General features: G+C 50.9%; 22 protein-coding genes. 9 read left to right on the forward strand and 13 right to left on the reverse strand.

The genetic code is table 11. The features are described 5' to 3' along the window. Positions 1-302: 302 nt before the first annotated feature. Complete coding sequence (locus BMW93_RS34390; RefSeq protein WP_090387262.1) at positions 303-1,070, reverse strand: phytanoyl-CoA dioxygenase family protein; 768 nt, start codon at positions 1,068-1,070, stop codon at positions 303-305. A gap of 258 nt (positions 1,071-1,328) precedes the next feature. On the opposite strand from BMW93_RS34390, the gene BMW93_RS34395 reads away from it, so the two are divergent. Together BMW93_RS34395 and BMW93_RS34400 are read left to right on the forward strand one after the other, a co-directional pair. Further along, positions 1,329-3,062, forward strand: coding sequence for a sensor histidine kinase (locus BMW93_RS34395; protein WP_177194287.1), 1,734 nt, complete (start codon positions 1,329-1,331; stop codon positions 3,060-3,062). Beyond that, positions 3,050-3,811, forward strand: coding sequence for a LytTR family DNA-binding domain-containing protein (locus tag BMW93_RS34400; RefSeq protein WP_090387267.1), 762 nt, complete (start codon positions 3,050-3,052; stop codon positions 3,809-3,811). The genes BMW93_RS34395 and BMW93_RS34400 overlap by 13 nt, the downstream gene beginning before the upstream one ends. A 29-nt stretch (positions 3,812-3,840) precedes the next feature. On the opposite strand, the gene BMW93_RS34405 is transcribed toward BMW93_RS34400, so the two are convergent. Genes BMW93_RS34405 through BMW93_RS34435 form a run of 7 tightly spaced genes read right to left on the reverse strand, consistent with a single transcriptional unit; the run spans position 3,841 to position 10,735 of the window. Next, a complete protein-coding gene (locus tag BMW93_RS34405) occupies positions 3,841-4,896 on the reverse strand; it encodes a hypothetical protein (RefSeq protein WP_090387269.1) in 1,056 nt (351 codons plus the stop codon). Positions 4,897-4,901: 5 nt separating this feature from the next. Next, complete coding sequence (locus BMW93_RS34410; RefSeq protein ID WP_090387271.1) at positions 4,902-6,515, reverse strand: FAD-dependent oxidoreductase; 1,614 nt, start codon at positions 6,513-6,515, stop codon at positions 4,902-4,904. After that, positions 6,512-8,044, reverse strand: coding sequence for a polyamine aminopropyltransferase (locus BMW93_RS34415; protein WP_090387273.1), 1,533 nt, complete (start codon positions 8,042-8,044; stop codon positions 6,512-6,514). The genes BMW93_RS34410 and BMW93_RS34415 overlap by 4 nt, the downstream gene beginning before the upstream one ends. Beyond that, positions 8,045-8,251, reverse strand: a complete 207-nt coding sequence (locus BMW93_RS34420; protein WP_090387275.1) for a DUF350 domain-containing protein — start codon at positions 8,249-8,251, stop codon at positions 8,045-8,047. 24 nt (positions 8,252-8,275) lie between these two features. Further along, entirely contained in the window at positions 8,276-8,458 is a 183-nt protein-coding gene (locus BMW93_RS34425; protein WP_143061790.1) for a hypothetical protein, read from the reverse strand. A gap of 12 nt (positions 8,459-8,470) precedes the next feature. Continuing rightward, positions 8,471-10,348: a DUF4178 domain-containing protein gene (locus tag BMW93_RS34430; protein WP_090387279.1), complete on the reverse strand. Its 1,878-nt coding sequence runs from the start codon at positions 10,346-10,348 to the stop codon at positions 8,471-8,473. Between the two features lie 3 nt (positions 10,349-10,351). After that, positions 10,352-10,735, reverse strand: coding sequence for an S-adenosylmethionine decarboxylase family protein (locus tag BMW93_RS34435; RefSeq protein WP_229241127.1), 384 nt, complete (start codon positions 10,733-10,735; stop codon positions 10,352-10,354). Positions 10,736-10,855: 120 nt separating this feature from the next. On the opposite strand from BMW93_RS34435, the gene BMW93_RS34440 reads away from it, so the two are divergent. Further along, positions 10,856-11,788 (forward strand): alpha/beta fold hydrolase, encoded by a 933-nt coding sequence (locus BMW93_RS34440; protein ID WP_229241129.1) that lies wholly within the window; start codon positions 10,856-10,858, stop codon positions 11,786-11,788. A gap of 275 nt (positions 11,789-12,063) precedes the next feature. Next, a complete protein-coding gene (locus BMW93_RS34445) occupies positions 12,064-12,399 on the forward strand; it encodes an FKBP-type peptidyl-prolyl cis-trans isomerase (RefSeq protein ID WP_177194288.1) in 336 nt (111 codons plus the stop codon). A 102-nt stretch (positions 12,400-12,501) separates the two neighbouring features. On the opposite strand, the gene BMW93_RS34450 is transcribed toward BMW93_RS34445, so the two are convergent. The 5 genes from BMW93_RS34450 to BMW93_RS34470 all read right to left on the reverse strand — a co-directional run bounded on the left by BMW93_RS34450 (position 12,502) and on the right by BMW93_RS34470 (position 20,002). After that, entirely contained in the window at positions 12,502-13,209 is a 708-nt protein-coding gene (locus BMW93_RS34450; RefSeq protein WP_090387285.1) for a hypothetical protein, read from the reverse strand. Positions 13,210-13,367: 158 nt separating this feature from the next. Continuing rightward, positions 13,368-16,487 carry an efflux RND transporter permease subunit gene (locus tag BMW93_RS34455; protein ID WP_090387287.1) on the reverse strand — a complete coding sequence of 1,040 codons (3,120 nt, stop codon included), beginning with the start codon at positions 16,485-16,487 and terminating at the stop codon, positions 13,368-13,370. 133 nt (positions 16,488-16,620) lie between these two features. Then, positions 16,621-17,709, reverse strand: coding sequence for an efflux RND transporter periplasmic adaptor subunit (locus tag BMW93_RS34460; protein WP_090387289.1), 1,089 nt, complete (start codon positions 17,707-17,709; stop codon positions 16,621-16,623). Positions 17,710-17,723: 14 nt separating this feature from the next. Continuing rightward, on the reverse strand, positions 17,724-18,974 hold the full coding sequence (locus BMW93_RS34465) for a TolC family protein (protein ID WP_090387291.1): 1,251 nt from the start codon (positions 18,972-18,974) through the stop codon (positions 17,724-17,726). Positions 18,975-19,306: 332 nt separating this feature from the next. Then, entirely contained in the window at positions 19,307-20,002 is a 696-nt protein-coding gene (locus BMW93_RS34470) for a response regulator transcription factor (RefSeq protein ID WP_409013134.1), read from the reverse strand. A 222-nt stretch (positions 20,003-20,224) separates the two neighbouring features. On the opposite strand from BMW93_RS34470, the gene BMW93_RS34475 reads away from it, so the two are divergent. From BMW93_RS34475 to BMW93_RS34495, 5 genes are all read left to right on the forward strand, one after another. After that, on the forward strand, positions 20,225-21,085 hold the full coding sequence (locus BMW93_RS34475) for a GNAT family N-acetyltransferase (RefSeq protein ID WP_229241131.1): 861 nt from the start codon (positions 20,225-20,227) through the stop codon (positions 21,083-21,085). A gap of 217 nt (positions 21,086-21,302) precedes the next feature. Then, positions 21,303-22,427: a caspase family protein gene (locus BMW93_RS34480; protein ID WP_090387293.1), complete on the forward strand. Its 1,125-nt coding sequence runs from the start codon at positions 21,303-21,305 to the stop codon at positions 22,425-22,427. Between the two features lie 21 nt (positions 22,428-22,448). Next, on the forward strand, positions 22,449-23,051 hold the full coding sequence (locus BMW93_RS35640) for a hypothetical protein (protein ID WP_177194289.1): 603 nt from the start codon (positions 22,449-22,451) through the stop codon (positions 23,049-23,051). An 11-nt stretch (positions 23,052-23,062) separates the two neighbouring features. Then, on the forward strand, positions 23,063-23,878 hold the full coding sequence (locus BMW93_RS34490) for a hypothetical protein (RefSeq protein ID WP_090387295.1): 816 nt from the start codon (positions 23,063-23,065) through the stop codon (positions 23,876-23,878). Positions 23,879-23,999: 121 nt separating this feature from the next. Continuing rightward, positions 24,000-24,596 (forward strand): hypothetical protein, encoded by a 597-nt coding sequence (locus BMW93_RS34495; RefSeq protein ID WP_090387297.1) that lies wholly within the window; start codon positions 24,000-24,002, stop codon positions 24,594-24,596. Positions 24,597-24,633: the final 37 nt, after the last annotated feature.

Consider the following 24,633-nt stretch of genomic DNA (forward strand, 5'->3'; position numbering starts at 1 on the left):
TGAAGGGGGCAACAATAGCAATTGCCCGGGGTCATATTCCTTAAAAACAACAGATTTTTTTATCTTGCCCATGTATTTCTAATGTCGTAATTAAAAATACAAAAAAGCCCTCGCTCTACATAGTAGAAAAAGGGCTTTTTGCTTTTGGGTCAGCCCCGGGCGAGTGCCGGTCTCAGACCGGCTTATCTAACGTTGATTTAATGTTGCTTACTGGTCAGAGACCAGTTGTCGCTCGGACGTAGTCGGAGACTACGCCCAACTATTTATCTACGTCTGTTTCCTCTCCTTCCTCCTTCCTTCCCCTAAATAAGCGCTTGCTTAATGGCTAGCTCAACGGGAGAACCGCCATCAACCGACAAATCTTCCCGCAACAATAATGGCGGCTGCGCCATAAACTTTGGCTCCTTGCCACGGTGAGGCTGCGCGGCATGGACCAGGAACGGATGGCAGAGATAAACCGTACCCGCCGTGCCGGTAGCCAATGTGATTTCACGTTCGGGCATGGTATCCAGTTTGCCCGCAAGCTCCATAAATGACAGGCCAGCTTCTCCTTCTGGCGCCAGTACACGCGCCACATCCGCGTGCGACCCTATACGTATGCGCGTAGGCGCGTCGTGTTCGCTCACGTCCGAGTACAGGAAAAGCATTAACAGCCCGCGACCTTTTGAATTGATGTTAATTCTCCATTCCCAGAAATTGGCCGGATCGTCGCCCGCGAAACTGGCGTCGACGTGCCAGCCTGCGTCGCCGGGGTCTTGATCGGATGGGAATCGTACCGGGAATGTGCCCATACTACGGCAAGGCAGCCATTTGCCTGCTCCCACCAACTGGTCGAAGGCAGTGTGCAATACCTGCGTGTTGGCGGACGCGACGAACGGCTCCTGCGGGTACATGCCGAGACGGATCACAGGCCTGGTCCAGGTCGTCGGATCGTGCCGGTCGACGCCGAGGTCGTTCCACAAAATATCCCTCGCCTGTGCCGCTACTTCGGTGGGGAACGCATCGTCGATGCGGATAAAGCCCCGGGTAATAAACTGATCTATTTGCTGTGCATTCAGTATTCCTTCCATAGGATTTCAATAAGTGATGGATTGAAAAATTGAGATAATAAAATCCTGATCCCCGGGAAGCGGGGACAAAGTGCAAGGGCTGCACGTGAAGGAATATCAGAGCATTGGTGCGAATCTCATGGTTACAAAGTTAAGGATTGTATGCTATTTTGCCTGATAACATTCCGAATTCAAGTTCAAAAACGCCAGATTCAGTTTTGGCTGGCCCGCTGTCAGCTACGGTCACGTATTTGCGGCAGAACCAGACCATTTCACGACATGAAAAAAATAACCCTGCTTCTTTTTCTGCTCATTCCGATGGCAGCCCGCGGGCAATACAGCGCGAACGGCATACTCGCCATCAAGGAAATCCATGGCGGCGTTGTGTGCGACTCCTGCATTGTCACGATGGCTGGTAACGTAAGCGGTAGCGCGGAAAAAGTTTCCTTTCTCACACCCAACCTCGACAACCAGTTCCTTTACTCCGACCCGTCTTTAACAAGGGAGCTTTCGACCGTCGATCCTTCTAAGTTTTTCGTCGCCATGGGTCGCTTTTCGCTTGATTTTTATCCTTATGGCAAAATCCTGGTCGGGCGAGGAGAACAAATCCCTTACATGGATTTCAAGGATTTGCAGTTCAGGACGGCTGTCAATGGTAAACTAAAAAACGATTGGACTGACATTGTTTCTCTTAAAAACGACCCGGATTTTTACATCGGCCATGCCAGTGCAGACATTCGCCATGAGATCAAAGACGTCGAAACCACGCCTGCGGAGCATTACCATGCCGGGAAGTTCGAGCTCCTGCTGGGCGACTCGCTCAACGTGGCGTTCAGGAACAAGAATACCTTGGCAGATGTGTACCATTTCTCCATCGCCCGCGTACGTAGCGTTCCGGATTATTTCAATTTCGTGGAATTTTCATCGGATAAAAACTTTCAGGATATCCTGAATACCGAAATCAACAAGGCGCGCACCGAACAGGGGCCACAGGCCAACCATTTCGAAATCGAGGGCGGGCATTCCGCATTTCTCCGGTTTTCGAACAATGAGCAATATTATTTTTTCGGAAAAATTCCCCGCAACAGCGGAATCGAATACGCGATCGGGAAGCCCGAAAACTGGCAGCGGCTGGGCGGCAGCGAGGACATCAAGTTTACGCAGGGCTACTCCTACATTTACCTCGATAAACCCGAACCGGGCAAGGCCGTCAAGGTATACCTCCGGTACGCGCATCAGCGGGAAAGTGTCAACGAGGTAACGATCGATGTAAAACCGTTGCCGGGACAACCGGGCTGGATTACCTTGGTACAATGGATATTGGGCGTGGTTACCCTTGCGTTACTGGCGATTTCTATTCAAAAACAAAGACACAAAAGACAACTCGCCCGCCTCAACCGCAAGAAAAACGAAATAGAAAACCAGCTCCAATTGCTCAGCGGACAGTTGAACCCGCATTTCCTCTTCAATTCCCTCAATGCCGTCCAATCGCTGATCCGGCAGAATGCCCCCGAAGCGGCCAACCAGTACATTACCGACGTGGCGACTTTCATGCGCACGATCATGGACAGCGGCCGGAAAGAACTGGTATCGCTCGCCGAGGAATTGGGTATCGAGGAAAAGTATATTGCACTGGAACAAAAACGAAAAACATTTACGTACACCTTTCGAAACGAGTGCGGGAACGACCTCGGCTCTATTGATTTCCCGCCACTTCTTTTGCAACCGGTGATTGAAAACAGCATCCGCCACGGCCTCGCCGAAAGCGTACGTAATCCCACGCTCACCGTAACCATCCGTTGCGATGCCTCCGACCTCATTGTAGCCATCGCCGATAATGGTATCGGCTACGACACGTCGGTAAAAGTGCCCGGGCACGGCCTTTCCTTAACCGGTAAGCGCATTGCATTGATCAACGAAAAGTTGCCAGCCATGCAAATCGTACTTCAAACCAAATCCAGCCCGGGTTCCGGGACCACCACGGAAATCAGACTATTGAAATGGCTCTCCTGACCCCTATCCGATGTTTTATACTCGACGACGAGATCCAGGCCGTGCATAACCTGCGCCTGGCATTGGAAACGCATTGCCCGCAGGTGGAAGTAGCGGGTTATGCGCATCATGTGGGCGACGCATACGATTTCCTGACCCGGCAGCAAGCGGATATCCTTTTCCTGGACATCCGCTTGCAAAACGAAACGGGTTTCGACCTGCTGAAACAGCTCAACCATTTTCCGGGCAGCATCATTTTCACGACGGCTTACGATTTATATGGCATTCAGGCCATCAAGTTTTCGGCCACCGATTACCTGCTCAAACCGCTTGATCACCTGGAACTGACGGAGGCCGTCAGAAAAGCGATGGAAAGGAAGAAAGAACGCGACCAGGGCGCACAGATCGCGATGCTGATCCAGTCGTTTGAAAACCTGCCGTCGCAGCGGCAGAAAAAAATTGCATTGGCGGAGGCTCATGAAATCCATTATGTATTGATCGACGACATTATCTTCTGCAAATCGGATAACAGTTATACCACATTTTATCTCACCGGAAACAAAAAGATAACCGTGAGTAAACCCATCTCCGAATACGAAAATATACTGGAACCTTATGGTTTTGTGAGGACACACCAATCCTATCTGATCAGTAAAAACAGGATCGTGTCTTTCAAAAGAGAAGATGGCGGGTATTTGTTAATGGAAGGTGGTTATCAGGCCATTGTGAGTAAACAACGCAGGCATTTGTTGAAAGAACTATTCGCTTAACTATTGACAAAATGACCCGTCAAAATACCTCAATGCCGCTCGTTTCCTTTTTTCCAGATAAACCCGTCGATTACGTAATGCGTGATCTGCGGAACGGCCAGCAGCGGCACGATCAACGCCAATGCCGGCTTGTGAACGGTCAGCGGGAACTGATGGAATAGCGAGAAAAGATAGCGGTGCTCCTTCCAGACCGTCCAGTCCCAAAGGCCTTCTTCCAAATAGGCCAGCAGGAATATCAGCCCCAGGAAAAGAACCACGCCATATTGCCCGAAAAACAGTGGTAACCACCTTCCTGATTCCCGCCGGGCAGCCTCCTTTTGTCCGAATACCCAGATCAGCGCCATATACGGGATACCGTGGCTGACGACGTTCAGCAGCGTAAATGCCAGGTCGCCATTGAAATACACAATACCAAAATACCAAGATACCAAAGTACCGGTAATCACAGCGATGCGGGGAATGTTGAGCGTCCTGAAATGCAGCCAGTAATGCATTTCCTTAAAAACATAGGCTGCTAACATGATAAAATACAAGCCCGTGGCTACATTCAACGCTGGCCGGGAGGCGGAAATCAGGAATTCGTTTTCGATAAACCAGTTGAAATTCCGGCCTCCGTGCAGGTGCCAGTACAGCAGCGGGTAAATGGTGGCATAGTAGATCACAAACTGATCGATGTGCCGGTACCAACCGGGCGTCCGCTCAAAACGGCTGTACAACCGCATAAATCCATATTGCTGCCGCACAAAATGGTAAACCGCCAGGTAAGCCAACACGCGCCAGAACCACAGTCCGCTCATCAGATAAATACCCGAACCAATGACCAGCGCCAGCACCGGTATACCGATCAGCAACGGCTTGAAACGGTGGTAGAGTTGCCGGTTCAGGTACGTGCGGTAAAGCGTGCTGTACACGTGCGCGACATCTATGAGCAATATCAACACCACCCACCAGGCATCGGGCATATGGGCATTGTCCTGGAAAATCCGGGGAAAGCCAATCACCACCAGCAGGCTCAGAAACGGTGGAGCAAGGATAAAAACAATGTCGGTCAACGGCTTACCGAGCCAGGGCTGCTTGTTTTCCATGGCGGTCAGGATTGTTGCAGGATTTTCTTCGCGGCATTAAGGCCCTGGTAAAAACCCTCTTCAAATATGCTCACCCCCGCAAGGTCGGTGTGGGCGAAGTGGATGGCGTTACCAATGCTGTTGGCGAGCGTTTTTCTCACGTCGCCGTGGACCATTCCCGGGCGCGGTTGCGCCATCGCGTGCCCCCAAAGCATGATATCGATACGCTCTGTCTGCTCCCGGATGTCCGGATGTACGCGTTGGAGATCGGAAAGCACTTTTTCGGCCCAGAATGCGTGTTCCGCGCGGTACGCCTCCCTGCGTGCAACCTCGGGTGACGCGTGCGTGAGCGGGAGGTAATAGGTAAGGTTGCGCCGCTCCTTCCGCTGCTGTACCTGCTGGTGCGTGGCGTCGACATAACCCAGCGACGGGCTTCCGTAAATCACATTGTCCCAGCTGGCCGGCTGCCCGGAGCGCTCGTGCAATTCCTTGACAGTCAGGTTAGCGACCATCCAGGGCACGTAATGAAAATGCCCGGCCAACGCTTTGCCGCGCCCGGTATCGCTCAAAAGACGCGCCGCGACAAACTGGGGCACCGCCATAATGCAATGCTTCGCTTCCAACCCTTTCAACTGGCGCGATGCCACATCGAGATAGCTGATTTTTACGCCATTTGCCGACGTTTTTACAGAAGTTGCCAATGCGCCGGTATTGATTTTGCCGTCGAGCAGCTTACGTAGTTCGTCAATCAGAAACCCGTTGCCGTTCTCCCAGGTAAGCACATCGTTATGCTGTGCATTGGCGGCCTTTCCTTTGCGCGAGGCAAAATAATGAATGCCGGCCCACGCGCTCACCTGGTCGAATGGTGTGCCAAAATCGTCGCGGGTGCAGTAATCGACGTACCAGCGGATATATTCGCTCGACAGGTTTTGGTTATCCATCCACTCCTTCATCGTCACACGGTCCAGCGCACGCAGCGATTCGTCGCGGCTCGATGTATCCACCGGAATGCTGAACGCATCGAGCCCATCAGCGCCTTTCAGGTTTTTGAAATGATTAATGAATTTAAAAAACGTCTTGAATTCCGCCAGTTGAACCGCATTCAACCCGAAATTAGGTACCAGGCCTTCCTGCCAGTGCCCGTTGATGTACAACCGCTCTTCGGGGTCGTGGCAGAGGAAAAACTCGTCGTACACCGGCAAACCCGCCTGATCATAGCCGGTTATCACTTTGGCATCTTCCAAAAATGCGAGATAGTCGGTCAGGTTATTATTTGGAACAGGCACATAATGCGCGCCCCACGGATATTTTGAAAACGCATTGCCGCCCGAAGCCGCATTACCACCGGGATGCGCTTCCAGGTCCAGTACCACGATGTCCTCAATCCCTTGTTGCACCAGATGCCTCGCCGCCGAAAGTCCGCTGACGCCCGCGCCGATGATCACTACCTCTTTCGTTTCGAATTCGGAAGGCGGATTGAATGCATGATCACGAAGCAAATGCCCCGCCGCTGCCGAAGCACCTACGATCTTTCCGGGAATGGTCTTCGCCGCATTACGCTTTTGCCCGTCGCAGGCATTTACGAGCGGAGCGACAACGGCCATTCCGGCGGTTAGTCTGATGAATTCGCCCCTTTTCATTGTTCCAGGTATTTGCCCCACTCTTTTTCGAAATAATTGACCAGCGCCTGGTTGTTCAGCTTGTTCACCTCCACAGGCCCGTGGGCCAGCATGTCGTCCGGAAATTGCAGCATTTGCTCCATTACAGCCTCACTAATGTACTTTTTCTCGATGGGAAATGTGACCGGAAGATGGAAATCGTTAGGCTTATAGGCCATGATATAACCCCATTCGCCGAACGACGGAACATAATTATGGTAGGGAATAGTCTGAAATCCGGATGCTTTGAGTGTTTCATTCACGCACCAGAAGCTCTTCGGCGCCACATAGGGCGATGTACTTTGCACCACGGCGACGGCATTTCGCGTCATGGCCGTTTGCAGAAGCCGGTAGAAAGCTGTTGTATACAATTTGCCGACCGCAAAGCCGGAAGGGTCCGGAAAGTCGATGATGACGCAATCGAACTGCTTTTTGTTCTCTTTCAGCCAGATAAATGCGTCCGCATTGGTCACTGTTACCCGCGGGTCTTTCAATGAATGCCTGTTGATTTCAGCAAGAATATCCTGCTCGGTGAACAGTTTCGTCATCACCGGGTCGAGGTCGACCAACTGGATGTTTCTCACCGATTTGTATTTCAAAATTTCCCGCGCAGCCAGCCCGTCACCCCCGCCCAGGATAAGCACATTGCGCGCCAGCCCGGATGCCCCCATGGCCGGGTGCACGAGCGCCTCGTGGTACCGGTATTCGTCGGCCGAACTGAATTGCAGGTTATTGTTCAGGTAAAGCCTAAGATCGTGCCGGTTTTTGGTGATCACGATCCGCTGGTAAGGTGTGGAGGTGGAATAAACCACGTGGTCATTGTAGGCAAGCGTTTCGCTGAAACTCATGATCTGTTCGGAGAAAATGAATGCCGCCACTTCGGCAATGAGGATCAACACGCCGCCGAAGCGGATAGCCCTCACGCCCCGCACCTCGCCGGCAAAGTACCGGCAGAGGTACAACCCCACACCGACATTCAGCAAGCCGAAAAACAGACTCGTACGGATCAGCCCCAGGTAAGGCACAAAAATCAACGGAAAGATCAGCGACGCCAGCAATGCTCCGATGTAATCATAGGTAAAAACCCTGCTCACCAGCTCCGCAAACTCGACCTTATCCTTCAAAATCCGAAGCAAAAGCGGTATTTCAATCCCGACCAGAATTCCCGTGACGCCTACGAGCGCATACAGAACCGGCTGAAAACTGAACGCGAGCGGAAACACGAGGAATAACAGTATCGCACTGAAACCGCCCACCAGTCCAACCAGCAACTCGATCCTGATAAACCATTCGAGCAGATGATCCTTGAAAAACCGCGAGAGGTACGAGCCTATCCCCATCGAAAAAAGGTACACACCGATGATGATACTGAACTGCGTGACGCTATCGCCGAGCAGGTAGCTCGCGAGCGTGCCCGCCACCAGTTCGTAAATCAATCCGCAAGTTGCGATGATGAACACCGCTACCAGCAACACCCACTGCGCGCTGTGCCTGCCTGCCGTATTTTTCATTTACCCGTGAATTGCCGACGCGATTATAATGGCGATCGCAAGCATGAAAAAGCCCGCAAAAATGGCCAGCGCCACATTTTTGTTTTCCATGATCTCCCGCCGCAGATTGTGCTTCGGGGTGAGTATTTCAATGGCCGCAAATGTGACAAACAGGACCAATATCCCAATGCCCGAGTACACGAGCGAACTGATAATGTATTGTTGCATCGATATATGTTTAGGTTTTAATGACTATTTATGGTGCATGATACCGCTGCCGTGCGAGCGGCCTCCGGAACTCCATTGCTCCTGGTTGTTGAACGACAAGATGCGATCGCCTGTAAGGTTGGCATATGCCAGCCAGGCCAGTAGTGCAGCGACGTACACAAAGTACCATTTCATCGGCAAGACGTATTTCAAAAAAAGTTCTTTCATGCGGGTCATGTTTTAGGAATTGGCAAATTCGCTGTTGCCCCAACGCGTACCTTCGGTGTAATATCGTGCGATGCCCATTACCAGGGGCCACACCAAAATGAGGAGAATCACGATCCACATATTTCGGTAGGTAACAGGATCATAAAAAAGCTTGGCGGTGAAAACTCGTGCCTGGCCATACATATTCGAATCGCGGGTGGCCGTCATCTGTAAAACATAAGTCCCGGCAGGTATTTTTGTAAACTGAATACTATTTTCCTGCGAACCCTCCGTCCAGTGAGACCCATCTTCATAACCCGAATAAAATTCAACACCGTTCTCCGCACTGTATTCACTGCCGTCGATCGTATTGACGAGCGTGGCATTCAGCTCCAACCATGAGTTTTCCACCGGCGACCGGAAATTCAGTTCGAGCCCACTGCTCGTTTTTTCCAGTTCGAATTTTTCAGAGAGAAAGAGCTGTGTATTAAGCGAATCTGCAAAATAGTAGTTTGAATCCAAAACCAGGCGGTCGCTGTGCATACTGCCTGTCAGCAACTGAACCAGTACTGCCAGCACCCAGGCTATCACGCCCGATCTGGCAATCGTTCCGGTATCGACTTTGATCCAGGGCGGCTGCGCAGGCGCTACACCTTGGCGCTCCGGAAGCGATTTGAAGCTTTGAGCAGCAATCACCGCCCGCGGAACATATTTCCCCCGAAACCAGGTGGCCCGCTTCTTATGGTCCCGCTCGATGCTCATTATCTCCGGCGGCGCAATGTAGTCCATCGACTCCATTTCCTCATGCTTCGAAAACACATCGCCCGGGAATTCACCCAAAGCATAAAGAATGCGGTAATGGTATTTCGAATACCGCCTGAAATGCTGATTATCAAACTCAATCCGGTGCAAGCGGGCTTCGGTCGGCTTCGGAGCGTGCCGCGTCTCTTTCAGGTAAGTCCAATGCCCGGCCGACTCGGTGAGGAACATAAACCCGTGCAGTTTGCTGTAAAGCGTGTATTCGTGCCAGTAATCTGTGCGCGAATCGGTGTCGTATTTCTGGGCGAGCCCTACCACCTGGTAATCGCCGCCGTCGAGGGTAATCCGCTCCCCGATATCGAAAGAAAAGTGCTGATAATAAGTTTGTTGTGCACCACGCGTCGCACACTCCCCGCTCAGGTACGAATGCCGGGTTTCGCATTGGCCGCAAACCCAGCTTTGACCGTAAGGATAGGTCAGCACCCGGTTTTCAGCATGACAATTGCGGCAGTTAAAAACTTTACCGTCTAACGCAACTTCCCGCGTATTGCTGAGGAAAAGCATTTCAGGTGCTATGTCATGACAGGCAAATGCCAGGGCTACCTCTTCGCTGTAAGCGACCAGTTCCACCCGTTCCGTATTTGAACTTGCCTCGATACTATTCAAGCGGTCGGGCAGTGTAGGCGCGAACACATTTCCCTCTATCTCGACGACGCGGCTTTCGTTCCGGGCTGTCACCAAAAATTCACGGTCGTCGGGCAAGTTCAGCCCCTGCGCATTCGATCTGAACTTGCGGGCGATCGTCGCGTCCTTGAACGGCAGGGTCTCGCAAATCGTGTACATTCCGTACCCTTCGGCTAAATGGCGTGTAAAGCCGTCGTTACAGTCGAGCGTCCAATAGTTATAAGCCTGGTCTTCGAAAAGTACCCTCAACCTCCCGGTAACAGTAAACGCAATGTCTTTCCAGTTTCCCGTAGTACCTGGCTGGATCACATCCGACGTCCCGGAAAGCGGTTCCATTTTGACTTCCGTGAGGTCATCACCTGAGCGGTACCAAACCTTTCCGCACCCGCAGCCAGCCAGATTATTCGAACCCTGAAAATACACCGGCTTGCCGCAGGATGGGCAAATTGCAAGTTTGCTTGTTCCCATGGCTCATCGGACAATTTGATGTTCAGAAACAACCTCTGCCTCGAAATAGGCGATGATCCGGTCGAAAATGGCACGGACGGTGCCGTTATTGACCCGCTGGAAATTGCTGAGGTAAATATCCAGGTTAATTTTGCCAAACTCCGGCCAGGTGTGCACCGACAAATGGCTCTCGCTGAGGCAGATAATACCAGTGAAACCGCCTGGTTCGAAATCGTGGTAGACTTCCCCCAGTTTTTGCAGGCCGAATGTGCTGGTAAGGTCGTCGGCAAGGGTCTTAAAAGCGGTATACTCGACTAACAAGGGTGTTTTATCCGAATGGAGCGTGGCAATAAGGTGCAGTCCGGGGGTATAAGTTTCCAATAGCGTCAGGTCTTTGATAACAGGCAATTTTATAAAAAACCCGGCAATGCACAAGGTGTAATTTATTTAAATGGTTACTTGCGTGAAACTAATGGTGACATGAATTGACGGCTGCCCGCCCAGCTGTTACTATCATTAATTGGGTTCATGCATTTACTTATACGACTATCGCTTATCTCGGCCGCATTTTTATTTTCCTGTCAGATCAGGGGACAATCATTGTATTCGAAAGCATTTGGCAAGGAAACCGACGAGCCCGTCCTATTTCTACACGGCGGTCCGGGAAGCAGTTCGGTCTATTTCGAGGCTACTACTGCTCAAAAACTGGCCGATGAAGGTTTTTACGTGATAATTTATGACCGGCGCGGCGAAGGCAGGTCGAGAGATAGCTTGGCGAGAATGAATTACGAAGAATTCCTGGACGATGTAAACCGCATTTACCAAAAATATCACATTACCGGCGCCCACCTGATCGGGTTCAGTTTCGGCGGGCTTGTTACCACGCTTTTTGCAGAAAAATATCCCGACAAGGTAAAGTCCATTATCCTGACCAGCGCATTGGTTTCTCAACAGGCTTCCTATAATACCATCCTTCGCTCCGTTCAGCGCATTTACAGGGATCAAAACGACACCGCAAGTTTAGCGACATTGAGCAGGATCAGCGAAATGGACACCCTGTCCCTGGCCTACCGCACCGAGGTTTTCGCGCATGCCTCCAAAAACGGCTTTTTTAATCTGCAAAACCCGGATTCCGAGGCGCAGCGAATCTATGCGACCTACAAAACAGATACATTAATCAAGAGCTATGTCAAAAATGAACGCGCGGTAGAAACGCTCTGGAAAAATGAAGAGCGGAAAAATATTGACGTGACGCCCGTTTTGCACAAACTCGCGCGAGCCGGGATTCCAATATATGCTATTTATGGAAAACAGGACGGTCTCTATTCCTCGAACCAGATCACCCGTTTACGTCAGATCACCGGCAAGTCCAGGCTCATTTACCTTGAAAATTGTTCGCATACCGTTTTTATCGATCAGCAGGCGAAGTTTATCGGAGCATTGAAAGGTTGGCTTAAATAAATCATAGTTAACTGATTAACAGCACATTATACTATCTCAATCAGAAGCAAACCGGGCCGCAAACCAACTTTTACAAGTACTTAACATTCTTTTACAACTTGCCTGGGCACGAAAAAAAGCAGAACCAGTATGTTTGAAAATCGGTGGGGAAGGATTTCGGGTTATATGTCAGAACTGTTAAAGAATAATATATGCATAGAAACGGTTTACCTCAATTAATCAGAACATCCCGGATTTTTGGCCTGGCATTCCTGCTGTCATGCTCCACCGGAAAAATGAAACAGTCCCCTACCGGCCTTCAATACACCATATTAAAGAAAGGCCACGGCCCGAAAGCGAAATCCGGGCAACAGATTATGCTTTTCGAGACGACTAGTTACCGGACCGGGCAGGTATTGTATTCCAATGAGAATACGACTACGCCGGTGAAGGTGCTCATCGGCGGTAAACAGGCCACGAAGGCGGTTGATGAGGCGCTCGTGGGTATGCGCGAGGGGGAGATCAAAAAGATCGTCGCACCTCCCTATCTCGTGAAAAGAACCGGCTATCCGCCTAATGTCCATCCCGATTCGACGCTGGTAATCAAAATGATCCTGCACAAAATCCTCTGAGCGCAATGCGAACGAAGATGGGTCAGGGTTAAGGTCTGCTTGTAAAAAAAGGAGGCCGATACCAGGTACCGCCTCCTTTCCAACTTTTGAATAAAACAGATGCTATTTCGTAGTCGCTTCCGTCAGTTTCACTTTTACGGATGTATAATACAATGTAGTGGTCGCTTCGAAACCGGAATCCGTTCCGAAAATGAGCCATAGGTTGCCGCTCGCGTCGGTTTTACCTTTGAATTCACCGGTTTTGGTGAGCAGCTTGTACCCCACTTTATCGGTACCGTTGCCAATGTCGCCGATCACTTTCATGTCCTTACCGTCATTTTTCTGCTGGATCTTGTCGATGTTCATGCGGTAATGATCCAGGTTATCGACCGTCGTCTTGGGCTCCGTGCCCACCGCGCCGATTCCCACGCTCACCGCATTAGGCGCCCCGCCTGCGCCTGCCCAGCCTTCCGAGGGCGCATCAGACGCGAATTCAAGTGTGAATGCCGCATTGTATTCCTGGTTCGGTTTTAGCCCTGTCATTTTCTTTTTGAAATACATAAACAGGTCGTCGCTGTGGTTGTTGCCCGAAATGCGGAAACCCTTTTTCTGGGTGTCGAGCGGCGCGGGCAGGTTGCCGATGCCTTCTTCGAGTTTCCAGTCCGATTCCATCTTCACCGGATAGTCGGAAAAACCGGCTGTCCATCCCTTCTTGTCGCCGTTAAACTGGTCGTTGAGCTCCATCTGCGGAGGCAGGTTCGGTGCGCCGTCGTCGTCGTTGCAGGACAGGAACAGGAACGGCAGGCCGAGCAAAAAAACTAACTTTTTCATGAGCTGTTATTTGGTTTTAAAATCACCTAAGTGACGTAAAACCGCGTTGGTTTGGTTGGAATAGCGCCACAAAAGTTATTCTCGCCCGCCGCTGCCCGCCTGAAAATGAGCGGCCTAGGTTGTGTTATTTTTTTAAGTAACCCTATTAAAACGCCTGGTTACGAAGCGACGATCCGGGCTGCTCTGCCGTGCTTTTTGCGGTTGAAAAACGTGTAAATGATCGGAAAAACGAGAAGCGTCAGGATGGTCGCCGTAATGAGCCCGCCGATCACCACGATGGCCAGCGGCTTCTGCGTTTCGGACCCAATGCCGGTCGACATTGCCGCCGGCAGCAAGCCGATCGCCGCCATCAGCGCCGTCATGACCACCGGCCTGATACGCGATTTCACGCCCTGCCGCACCGCCTCTTCCAACGGCATGCGGGCCGCCAGGTTTTTGTTGAATACCGAAATCAATATCACCCCATTCTGCACGCATAATCCAAACAATGCAATGAACCCGACACCCGCCGAAATTCCGAAGTTCATATGCGTGACGTGCAGTGCGAGGATACCGCCTACCAATGCAAAGGGTACGTTCGCGAGCACCAAACCGGCATCTTTGGCATTGCTGAACATGATAAAGAGCAAGATAAAAATGCCGATCAGGCTCACCGGCACCACCTGCGCCAGCCGGTCGGTGGCGCGCACCTGGTTTTCGAACTCTCCTACCCATTCTACGGAATATCCCTTGGGCAAATCCGTCAGTTTTTCTTTTACGCGCTGCTGCGCTTCCGCGATGGTCCCACCTAAATCTCTGCCGCGAACAGAAAATTTAACACCGATAAATCGCTTGTTATTATCCCTGTAAACGAAAGCCGGACCAGTGATTTTGCGGATTGTCGCAATTTCCTTCAAAGGAATTTTGCTGCCTGTGAGCGTCGGGACCATCAGTTGCTGGATGCTCTGTTCGTCGGCGCGGTACTCCTGTTTGTAGCGTAAACGAATATCGAATTTGCGCTCGCCTTCGTATAAAATGGAGGCTGTCTTTCCCCCGATCGCCATTTCGATTACCGCTTGCGCGTCGGCGGTACTTACGCCGTACTGTGCCATTTTGTGGTCGTGGAGGATCACGCTGATCTCAGGCTGGCCGATATTACGGATCAGGCCGAGGTCTTTGATGCCGTCCACGTTCCGCACGGCGTCCATCGCGATGTTGGCGTACTTTTCCAGCTCCTGCAAATCGGAACCGAATATCTTGATACCGTTGCTGGCCTTGTATCCCGCCACGGCTTCGGCCACATTGTCGACGATCGGTTGGGAATAATTGTACAAAACACCGGGATAATTGCCGAGCCGCTTGTTCATTTCGTCGGTCAGCTGCTCGACGTTGATCTTCCGTTTCCATTCCTTTTGCGGCACGAGATCTACCTGAAACTGGCAGAAATAGAAGCCATTAGGGTCGGTACCGTCGTTGGAGCGGCCTACCTGCGAAAGCACCTGCTTCACTTCTGGAAAGGTTTTCAGATCGTGGCGGATTTTCTGCGACATTTTCACACTCTCAGGCAGCGACATGCTCATCGGAAGCTCGGCCGTCACCCATAATGCACCCTCGTTCAGTTGGGGCAAGAACTCGGTACCCAGCAAAGTAGCTGAGAAAAGCGACACGCACAGGAATGCCGTCGCGGCCATCATACTGATCTTTTTACGGGCGTAACACCATTCAAAACCTTTGGAAACAGTTTTATCAAAAAAATTAACGACGGGATTATTCTTCTCCCGCACATTCCTGTTCAGCAAAAAAGAACAAAGCACCGGCACCAGCGTAAGTGTGTAAAACAATGCGCCGAGCAATGCGAAACCCAGCGTGTAAGCAAGCGGACTGAACATTTTGCCTTCCACTTTCTGGAAACTGAAAATGGGTATCAATGCGGTGATAATGATGAGTTTGGAGAAGAAAATAGCCTTACCCAGCTCCCCGCCCGTCTTTTTAATCAATCCTAACTTGGACAAACGGTTGAACCGCGCCATCCCCCGCTTGTGCGCCAGGTGGTCGAGGGCTACGAACACACCTTCGACCATTACTACCGCCCCATCGATGATAATGCCGAAATCGATCGCGCCCATCGATAACAGGTTGGCCGACATGCCTTTGAGATACAAACAGGTAAATGCAAAGAGCAATGCAAGGGGGATAATGATCGACACGATGACGGTGGTACGCCAGTCGGCCATGAACAAAAACACGATAACCGTCACGAGCACAACACCTTCCATGAGGTTATGCTTTACCGTATCGGCGCAGAATTCGATCAGGTTGTCGCGGTCATAAAAGGTAACCATCTTCACATCCGGCGGTAGTATTTTGGTATTCAATTCCGTGATTTTCTCCTTGATGCGCGCCAGTACCTCGCTCGGGTTTTCCCCTTTTCGCTGCACCACAATACCCTCCACGACATCATCTCTCTCATCCAGCCCTACCTGCCCCACCCGCGGTAAATCCGACTCCTTCACATCCGCCACATGCTTCACCAGAACGGGGTAATCCTTTACATATTCGACAATGATATTCTCGATATCCTGCGCCGATTCCAGCAGCCCGATCCCGCGCACGACGTACGCCTGACCGTTCTTTTCGATCACGTCACCACCCACGTTGATATTGCTTTTCGTAACCGCCTCGTACACGTCCGCAGGGGTGATATTGTATTTCGCCAATGCCGTGGGGTTTACCTGCACTTCGTAAATCTTCTCCCGACCTCCAAATGCGACCACATCGGCCACGCCCGGCACGCTACGTAACTGCCGGTCGATCACCCAGTTCTGTAACGTCAGCAATTCGCGGCTGTCACGATCCTTACTTTCGAGGGTATACCTGAAAATCTCACCCGTAGGTCCGTAGGGTGGCTGTACTTCGGGGTCGACGCCGTCGGGCAACGACACGGTACGAAGCTGGTTATTAACCTGTTGTCTTGCAAAAAAATCTTCAATGCCGTCGTCGAATATGATTTTAATCACCGACAGCCCGAACATCGTCACGCTCCGCACATTGGCTTTTTTTTGCACGGAATTCATGGCAATCTCGATCGGCTGGGTCACAAAGCGTTCGATCTCCTCGGCGCTGCGGCCGTTCCATTGCGAAACGATGATGATCTGCGTATTCGTAATGTCCGGAAATGCTTCCAGCGGCGTCGCCCGATAACTCGCAACGCCCGCCACGACAAGCAGCCCGGTCAGGAAAAATATGAAAAAGCGGTTCCTGAGCGAGAAGCCCACGATTCCTCTGATGAATTTGTTCATGATTCAATTTTGAATGATTGAAGGAAGAATGTGTGAATGAGTGAATTTTGAATGAGTGAATATTGAATAATTGATTAATCGGATGGAGGGCGGATCTGTAATTGAGAAATTCAAAAAACATTCACTCATTCAATCATTGATTCAACGCATTATAGATAAGCAGCTGGTTCTTAGACACAACGGCTTCGCCATCTGCCAGCCCGCTGCTGATGTAGGCGCGTTTGGAAAGGTTACGGAAAACTTCGACGGGCCGGGCTTCGATTTTGCTTTTGCTGGTGAAAACGAGTACCCAGTTTTTGCTTCTGTCGAAAATCACCGCTTTGGACGGGATTGATTGCATTCGGGCATTTTCCTCGAAATTAAGGCCTATGGTGGCGTGCATTTCGGGTTTCAGCCGGTAACCCGTATTGGATAGTTGAATGCGGATTTTCATCGCGCGCGTTTCCGGGTCGAGGACATTGTAGATCTTGTCGACCTTCCCTTTAAAAACTTCATCCGGAAAGCTGATGGTCTTAATGTCGGCAGGCATGCCCAGCCGGATTTTGGGAATATCGCTTTCATTTACATTGGCCATTACCCACACGTCGGAAATCTGGCCGACGGTGAAAAGGCTCTCCGCATTATCCGAGCGAAGCTGCGTGCCGCGGTTGACATTCTTATCGACAATAAATCCGTCGATCGGTGATCGAACGACATAACTGGCTGATTTTGAAACACCATAGATAGCAAATACTGCCTTTACCCGGTTCAGCTCGGCCTGAGACTTATCGACCATTTGCCGGGCCGTGATCACCTCGCGCTCTGGTACGAGCTTACTTTCGAAAAGATCTTCGGTGGACGACAGGTTTTTCTGCGCAATCAGCAAATCCGACTGTGCTTCAATCATTTGCCGTTCCATGTCGGCCACTTCACCCGAGCGGATCGTGGCCAACTCCTGGCCTTTGCGTACATGGTCGCCCAACTCCGCCTTCACATCTTCCACATTCCCTCCTACCAGCGGGAATACGCGGATTACCCGGTTTTCATCCGGCACGACCTTCCCTACCAGCGTCAGCTCGTTACGCACGGTCTCCGTCCGCACGGTATCGAGCGCGATCTCCCGCATCATCGAATCCGACAACATAAACGCCGTGGATTCTTCCTGTGCGCCGGTTTGCTTCTGACAGGACGTAGCCCACGCGGCCACCATCCCGCCCAGGATGGCAATAGCTATTTTCTGCATTGTATTTGGATGGTTTAAAAGGCAAATAATTCCTCTCCGACGACAAAGTTCAACTCTTCGTACACCTTGATACGGTCGGATTGCAGCCGGTTAAACTCCCGGACGCTTTCGTTATAGGTTTCGATAAAATCGATGAATTCGAGGAGGGTTATGTTTCTTTTCTGAAAATTCTCGTAAATGCCACGGCTGAGCTGCGAAAACTGGTCTGTAAAGCGATCTTCTACACTCCGGTAAGTATTTTCGGCCACGATAACCTTGTTCCAGGCGGCATCCACTTCATTGGCAATGCTGTTCCGTTTCGCGGTTTCCTGCGTTTTGAAATAGCTGATCCCGCTTTTCGCAGCCCGGATGTTGCCCTGGTTCCTGTTGAAAAACGGCAGGTCCATCGCTGCTGAAATGCCGAAATAGTTATTCTGGTAATTACTTGCCTGATCGTACACTGCACCAACCTGTACATTCGGTTTCGCCAATGCCTTTTGCAGGTTGTAATTCAGTTCGGCTTGCTTCACGGCAGATTCAGCCACTTTCAAATCCGTCCGGCGCGTTAATGCAAGATCACGGAGCTGCCCGGGCGTTTGCGTGTCGAGCCGGTAACGCGCCATTTCCAGGCTGTCGACTACCGGGACCATATAGGCCTCGCTGTTGAAATAAACCCGTAAATCCCGCTGGTTTTCAGTCATTTCAAAAAGAATATCCGCCTGGTTGTTACGAAGCTGAAACAGCAAAGCTTTCAAGCGTACCACCTCTTTGAGCGACACGTTATTGCGGCCATACTCTTTATCAAATGCCTCCACTGTCGTCGCCAGCGTACTGATCTGATTATCCAGCAGTTGCAATGTATTCCGCAGGAAATGGGTTTCGAAAAAGAGCCGCCGGAGGTCGAATTTGAGTGTCCGGGCCAGGTCGAAAAATTCCAGTTCGGTTTTACGGGTTGTTTCCACATCGAGCGCCACTTGCTTCGTGCGCTTGCCGGCCCGGCTAATGACCTGTTGCAGGCTGACAAATTTCTGTCCTCCTCTTCCGATGTCCAGCAGGCCGCGGGAAGGGTTATAGGCACTCAGTTCGACGCTCAGATTGGGGTTATCCCAAAGTTTGTCCTGGATTTCGGCCGCCTTCGCGATGTCGATCTGGTAGCGCTCGGCGAGCAGCGTCAGGTTGTTTTTCAAAAAGAGACTGTCCGCCTGCCGGACGGTCACTTTGAGGGTATCCTGGGCTTGTGAAAGAAAGCTCACACAGGCCAGTAACCCGATCAGGTAAAATCGCATAACTCTTGTTTTTGACAATGCAAAGATTGGGAAACGGCATATCGCGGCCACCATTTTTGCGTTTAGAAAAACCTTAAAAGTAAATTAGAAGAAAATTAAAACAACCAGTAAGAATTTGATTATAAGCATCTTACGCAACAAATCAAGTCAAGGAAGCCAGAAGTTGGGCGTAGTTTCTAACTACGTCCGAGCGGGCGCCGGTCTCCGACCAGCTTTGAATGATGCTGCGGTCAGAGACCGCATGACACTCGGACGTAGTCTGAGACTACGCCCAACTGTCTTTTTACTTTCTTCTAACTTTCTTTTTACTTTTACTTTCTCCCAACACCACCTCAGCATTCCATCAATATATACCCCAGCCCCGGCCGCGTCTGGATCAGCTTCACCCCGAAGTCTTTATCGATCTTTTTGCGCAAATAGTTAATATAAACCTCCACAAAGTTTGTCCCGGGATCGAAATTCAGATGCCAGATATTCTTCGCAAGCTCCATTTTCGAGATAACGGTTCCGGGATGCAGCAAGAAGTATTCGAGCAGCGCAAACTCCTTGGCCGTCAGCCCGATAAACTTCCCGGCGCGGGTGACCACTTTCGTATCCACGTTCAATTGCAGATCGGCGATACCCAATATGCGCTTGCCCGCAGCCAATTTCCCAATGCCCGAAAGCCGCAATGCCGCATTTACCCGGGCCATTAACTCCCTGAAATCGAATGGCTTCACAATGTAATCGGTTGCGCCCTGCCCTAGTCCTTCTACCTTATCCTCCACTTCGCCGTAGGCTGTGAGCATAATCACCGGTAACACCGGCTTAAACTGTCTGATTTGGCGGCAAACGTCAAAACCGTTCATTCCCGGCAGGTTAATGTCGAGCAAAACCAGGTCATACCGCCCTTCCAGCGCCATTTTCTTGCCTGTGAGCCCATCGCGCGCGATCTCTGCGTCGAAATCTTCCGACTGTAAAACCCTGTAAATGTTCTGCGCGATACGCAGATCGTCCTCGATAATGAGTATCGTTTTCTTCATCTTCATACATATTCCGATCAGGTTTGCGTCAAAAAGAAGAGTCAGGCGTAGTACAAAGATTGCCGGCCGGGATTTGGAACACCCATTGAAAGTGATTAGATTTTAATTAAATATCGGCCTGCAAAAATCTATTTAATTGAAAATCAGACCCATAATAAAGATTTAATCAATATTGCCGGTAAATCGACAACGAACAACCGTATTAGCATATACGTAAAATAAAAACTCTTGGAAAAAGCGATCACCATCCGACAAATGCTACCGACTGACGTGCAGTTTGGAATGCAACTGGTGCAGCAGGCAGGCTGGAACCAGCTCGAAGCCGACTGGCACCGCGCCCTCGCGCTCCATCCGGAGGGTTGCTTCCTGGCAGAGCAAAATGTCGCAACAGACGGTACTGCGCCGGTCGGAACGGTTACAACCTGTATTTTTGGCGGGGTGGCGTGGATTGCCATGGTACTCGTCGATACCGCTGCGCGAAACCAGGGTATAGGCCAGAAGCTGATGGAACGCGCAATCGGCCATCTGGATGGCCTTGGCATTGAAACGCAGCGCCTGGATGCCACGATTTTGGGAAAGGGATTGTATGAAAAGCTGGGGTTTCAGGAAGAGTATGAGGTCGTGCGCATGAAAGGCATTCCCAAAATGCGCGGGAGCCTCGACGACGAAGCAATGCCCTGGACGCAGGATACCTCGGTACCACTTATTCTCGACCTCGATTTTCGCATTACGGGCACACACCGCGAGGCTTTCCTGCATTCGTTACTCCGCACCAACATCTTTTATTACTCCATGTTCGAAGACGACCTCGCGTATGCGGGCTCGCGCAAAGGCAGGAATGCCGTACAACTCGGCCCCGCCGTAGCGTCTACACCCGAGGCTGGCCGGCAGATTTGCGATGCGATGCTGCATCATTTCAATGGTTTGCCCATTTTCATCGACATTCCGGCTCCTAACAAGGCTGCGTTGCGCTGGGCAAGCGCAAACGGGTTGGAGGAACAACGGCGATTTGTGCGAATGTACAGGGGTAAAAAGTTAATTGACCATCCGGAATCCATCTGGGCAAGTTCCGGTCCGGAAAAGGGTTAACAACCATATTTTCAGATACTGTTAGTCATCTTTACTAACCCATCCAAACCGTTTAATAACATCCCATTCCTGGTTGAATAATTGATAAAAAATAGTCGCGGGGTTTCACTTACTTTAACTAAATCCATGTTTATTTGTTGACTACAAATTAGTTTGAAGTAATCTTCATGATGAAAATTTTACCCTCCGTTCACGTACTATCTCAAAATCCGGCGCGATGATTTCCGTTCCTACATTCGACATCCGCCGCGGCCTATTGGCATTTATTGCGCTATTTATCAGCCAATTATGCAATGCTCAATCATTTTACGCCGTACTGGTGGCCGATACCAAAGATCCGTCGCTCGGTGCGAGTTGCGAAAAAGACCTGCAAGAAATGTCGGGCACATTGCAGGCTATTTCTAAAAAAATCCAATACAATTACCAGGAGCTGATTTGCCATCAGGATCAATTCGGAAAAGGCGGTATTCAGGCAGCCATTTCTAAAATACAATGCAAACCGGAGGACATTATTTTCTTCTATTATACCGGCCACGGGATCAACACCATTACCGAAAAAAGCGACTTCCCTATTCTTTATCTGAAAGACGAAAACCTGGAACTGGAAACCGTTCACAAGTTGCTGAAAGAAAAGAAACCGCGCTTTTGCCTTACCCTGGGCGATTGTTGCAATAACCTGTTCGCAGGCAGGCGCGGTATGCGTTCCGCGACGCCCGTACTGAAAGGGATCGGCGTAACGCAGGACACCCAGATCCTCCGCAAACTTTTCGTCGAGGCCAATGGCGATCTGCTCATCAGCAGCGCGAAAAAAGGCGAAAGAGCCACCGCGCACCCGAGCGAAGGCAGTTTTTACAGCAATACCTGGATGCAGGCATTGGCATATGCCGAAAACCATAACATGCATGTTTCGTGGGAAACGTTGCTCGCCGACGCGGAAAACCGCTTGCAGGAGAGCCTGAAAAGCCTGCCCGATTCGCTGAAACACCATTCGCAATGGGTTCGGAGCTTTCCTGAACCGGTACTGCCGTGCCCGGAAGCCAGTTTTACGGAAATCAACCGGTTCCTGAATGTGCTGGCGGATGAAAAACTGGGCTTTAACGAACGAAACAAACTCCGGATTCTGGGCCAGAAAGGCTTTTTCGGCCCCACGGCACAGGTGAGCATTTACATGAGCAACCCCGAAAAACCGGTGGAAACGCAACCGATCGACCATTTTCTCAAAAGGATAGTAAACACGGCGCCCCTGATCGACGAATTCAACTTCGTGGAACGGCTATCGACCCTCGGAACGGGGTGTACCTACGACCTGGTGACATTGCAGGAGATACGGAAAGCGAAGTAACCCATTTTACCCCGACTTATCATGAAATACATTTCCGCCCTGATCATCCTCCTTTTCGGCATCGGGCATGTGCGCGCGCAACCCGAAATAGATCAGAATAGACTCGCCGAGTTTCAGAAACTGACCCAACAGCGCGTTAACGACCTGCAATTGTACATTTCCCTCATCGCCGACAAAAGTCTGTCCATTGACCAACGGGAGCAGGCTGTTGAGCTGGCGGTAAGCCTTTTTGAGAAAGATTATATGGTGAATGGAAAAAGGCACTCGCCCTATGTGCAGGTGTCACGCAGGAACGGGACCATTTCGTCCGTACCGGTACGCATTTACTTTAAAAACCTGATGAATGTAAAGTTCGACAAGGTGGAAATCACCTATTACGATGCCGCGGTGGTGTCGGAGTTCGAGAAAGGGACCGATGGTAACTACCACGCTACGGCCACGTATTACCAGCAGTTCAAAGGAATGGACAAGAAGGGCAACCTGATTTACGGGAGTCGCGACCGCAAGGACATCCGCGTGAGCGCGCAAAGCGCAGCCGTGTACGCGCAGGCGGGCAAGGAGGATTTGAAAATATTCTTCGGCGACATTACCGTGCGTGATACTGTCCCGATTCCCGGTTTCTAGCGGCAATAACGATGACGAAACTTTGGCTGATCGCATTATTTGCTCCGTTTTCAAACCTGCATGCGCAAGTCGCGTCCCCGCCAAGCGATACGACCCGGCAAGCAGCGGGGAGTAATCATGTAAGCAAAACAGCGCCGGAAAGTTTCATGACCGGGCAGATCAAGCATCTGGGTGATTTTATCGAACGATTTAACAATGCTGCAAAAGCTGAAAACGAAGGCGAGGCTGCATTGCGGGCGCTTTTCAACGAAGACGATCCCCGGCTACCAGGGCATGGGCGCCCGCAACATCCGTATGCGAGCCAGGTCGATGCATTTGTCCAATCGGCAAATGCAGGTAAAATAATGATCCCGAAACGCGGCAATATGCGTGCGGTTGTAGGAATAAAAGTGAGTTATAACGGTGTACAGGATACCTTGAAATTGCATCTGCGCAAGGATTACACTGCCGACAGCGCGGCCTACTGGCACATTACTAAGGTTACAGCCCCTACCCGGCTTGGAGATGAAAAGGTGAATGGACAGAAGGAACAGCCCACTGCAAAACAGGTAATGCTTCCTCCCAACACGCACGAGGTCAGTTTCCTGCCCCTGTTGCGTGGCCTGAACGATTACCAGAGCCTCGCCCCGTTTACGCATTGCCCGGAATGCCGCGATTCGGCCTGGCAAAAAGTGGAAAATGCATTGCAAAGCGGTCACCTGACGGCCGAAACCGTGGTATTGAACCGGATTTACCTGACTGCCGGAAACTGGGATATAGAACTCAGCGAATTTATAAGGGAGAAGGAAAACTCGGGCTGGCTGATCAGCGACCTCATTGAAAAATAGATTTCCGGATGGATTTAAAATGTCAAAAAATGCAGTGAAGAATGATAAGGTTTAGCGCGGGGAGCGAATTAATTACCAAAGCCCATCCCCGGGTATCACAAAACCTTAAAAAATAAAGCCGATGAAAAGTGTTTCGATTTCAAAACTGATGTTCAGCACCTTGCTTGTGATCCTGGGCTGGTGCGCGGGGTTGCCGGCCAACGGAGCGGCGGCTCGCGGAGCAGCGGCTCCCGGAGCGGCGGCTCCCGGAGCGACGGCTCCCGGAGGCTCGTTGCTTGACCTTTCGGCCAGGGCGAAAATCGATACGGCGCTGGCATTCATCGGCAAATTGCAACACCGCGTTTCCGACAACGAGTTTATACAGCTTCGCGACCGGAGCGACTCGCTCTTCACAACCAGTGGGTATATCAACCTCGAAAGCGCCGGCGGACAGCTGCTGCGGCTCACCCGTGGCGAATTTCTCACCCGCGCCCGCGATCGTCAGGCTTCCTATAAACTCAAAAAAGCCACATTGGTACTAAACGACCAGTTTCGCAAAGGCCCGAACGAGCGCTGGTACTGCCGGAGCACGACTTTCCACGAAGTAAACCGGTTCGACGGGGATTATCCGATTCCCGAAAAAGTGACGTCGATGAAACGTAAACCGATACGGGAAAAATCGCCGTCCGGAGCCGAAAGCTACTGGCAGATCATCGAGCTTACATTAACGGAAAATTAACCTGACTGAATACTTATCTACCGTAATCAACCACCAG

The sequence above is a fragment of the Dyadobacter sp. SG02 genome, from assembly GCF_900109045.1.
In the GTDB taxonomy this organism is placed as follows: domain Bacteria; phylum Bacteroidota; class Bacteroidia; order Cytophagales; family Spirosomataceae; genus Dyadobacter.

Excerpts from the sequence above, each read along its gene's own strand:
- BMW93_RS34445 (WP_177194288.1), top strand. The coding sequence starts at position 12,064 with ATGAAACAGTCCCCTACCGGCCTTCAATACACCATATTAAAGAAAGGC.
- BMW93_RS34440 (WP_229241129.1), top strand. The coding sequence starts at position 10,856 with ATGCATTTACTTATACGACTATCGCTTATCTCGGCCGCATTTTTATTT.
- BMW93_RS34450 (WP_090387285.1), bottom strand. The coding sequence starts at position 13,209 with ATGAAAAAGTTAGTTTTTTTGCTCGGCCTGCCGTTCCTGTTCCTGTCC.
- BMW93_RS34400 (WP_090387267.1), top strand. The coding sequence starts at position 3,050 with ATGGCTCTCCTGACCCCTATCCGATGTTTTATACTCGACGACGAGATC.
- BMW93_RS34415 (WP_090387273.1), bottom strand. The coding sequence starts at position 8,044 with ATGAAAAATACGGCAGGCAGGCACAGCGCGCAGTGGGTGTTGCTGGTA.
- BMW93_RS34490 (WP_090387295.1), top strand. The coding sequence starts at position 23,063 with ATGACGAAACTTTGGCTGATCGCATTATTTGCTCCGTTTTCAAACCTG.
- BMW93_RS34405 (WP_090387269.1), bottom strand. The coding sequence starts at position 4,896 with ATGGAAAACAAGCAGCCCTGGCTCGGTAAGCCGTTGACCGACATTGTT.
- BMW93_RS34465 (WP_090387291.1), bottom strand. The coding sequence starts at position 18,974 with ATGCGATTTTACCTGATCGGGTTACTGGCCTGTGTGAGCTTTCTTTCA.
- BMW93_RS34480 (WP_090387293.1), top strand. The coding sequence starts at position 21,303 with ATGATTTCCGTTCCTACATTCGACATCCGCCGCGGCCTATTGGCATTT.
- BMW93_RS34455 (WP_090387287.1), bottom strand. The coding sequence starts at position 16,487 with ATGAACAAATTCATCAGAGGAATCGTGGGCTTCTCGCTCAGGAACCGC.
- BMW93_RS34395 (WP_177194287.1), top strand. The coding sequence starts at position 1,329 with ATGAAAAAAATAACCCTGCTTCTTTTTCTGCTCATTCCGATGGCAGCC.
- BMW93_RS34420 (WP_090387275.1), bottom strand. The coding sequence starts at position 8,251 with ATGCAACAATACATTATCAGTTCGCTCGTGTACTCGGGCATTGGGATA.
- BMW93_RS34460 (WP_090387289.1), bottom strand. The coding sequence starts at position 17,709 with ATGCAGAAAATAGCTATTGCCATCCTGGGCGGGATGGTGGCCGCGTGG.
- BMW93_RS34495 (WP_090387297.1), top strand. The coding sequence starts at position 24,000 with ATGAAAAGTGTTTCGATTTCAAAACTGATGTTCAGCACCTTGCTTGTG.
- BMW93_RS34390 (WP_090387262.1), bottom strand. The coding sequence starts at position 1,070 with ATGGAAGGAATACTGAATGCACAGCAAATAGATCAGTTTATTACCCGG.
- BMW93_RS34410 (WP_090387271.1), bottom strand. The coding sequence starts at position 6,515 with ATGAAAAGGGGCGAATTCATCAGACTAACCGCCGGAATGGCCGTTGTC.
- BMW93_RS34430 (WP_090387279.1), bottom strand. The coding sequence starts at position 10,348 with ATGGGAACAAGCAAACTTGCAATTTGCCCATCCTGCGGCAAGCCGGTG.
- BMW93_RS34425 (WP_143061790.1), bottom strand. The coding sequence starts at position 8,458 with ATGAAAGAACTTTTTTTGAAATACGTCTTGCCGATGAAATGGTACTTT.
- BMW93_RS34470 (WP_409013134.1), bottom strand. The coding sequence starts at position 20,002 with ATGAAGATGAAGAAAACGATACTCATTATCGAGGACGATCTGCGTATC.
- BMW93_RS35640 (WP_177194289.1), top strand. The coding sequence starts at position 22,449 with ATGAAATACATTTCCGCCCTGATCATCCTCCTTTTCGGCATCGGGCAT.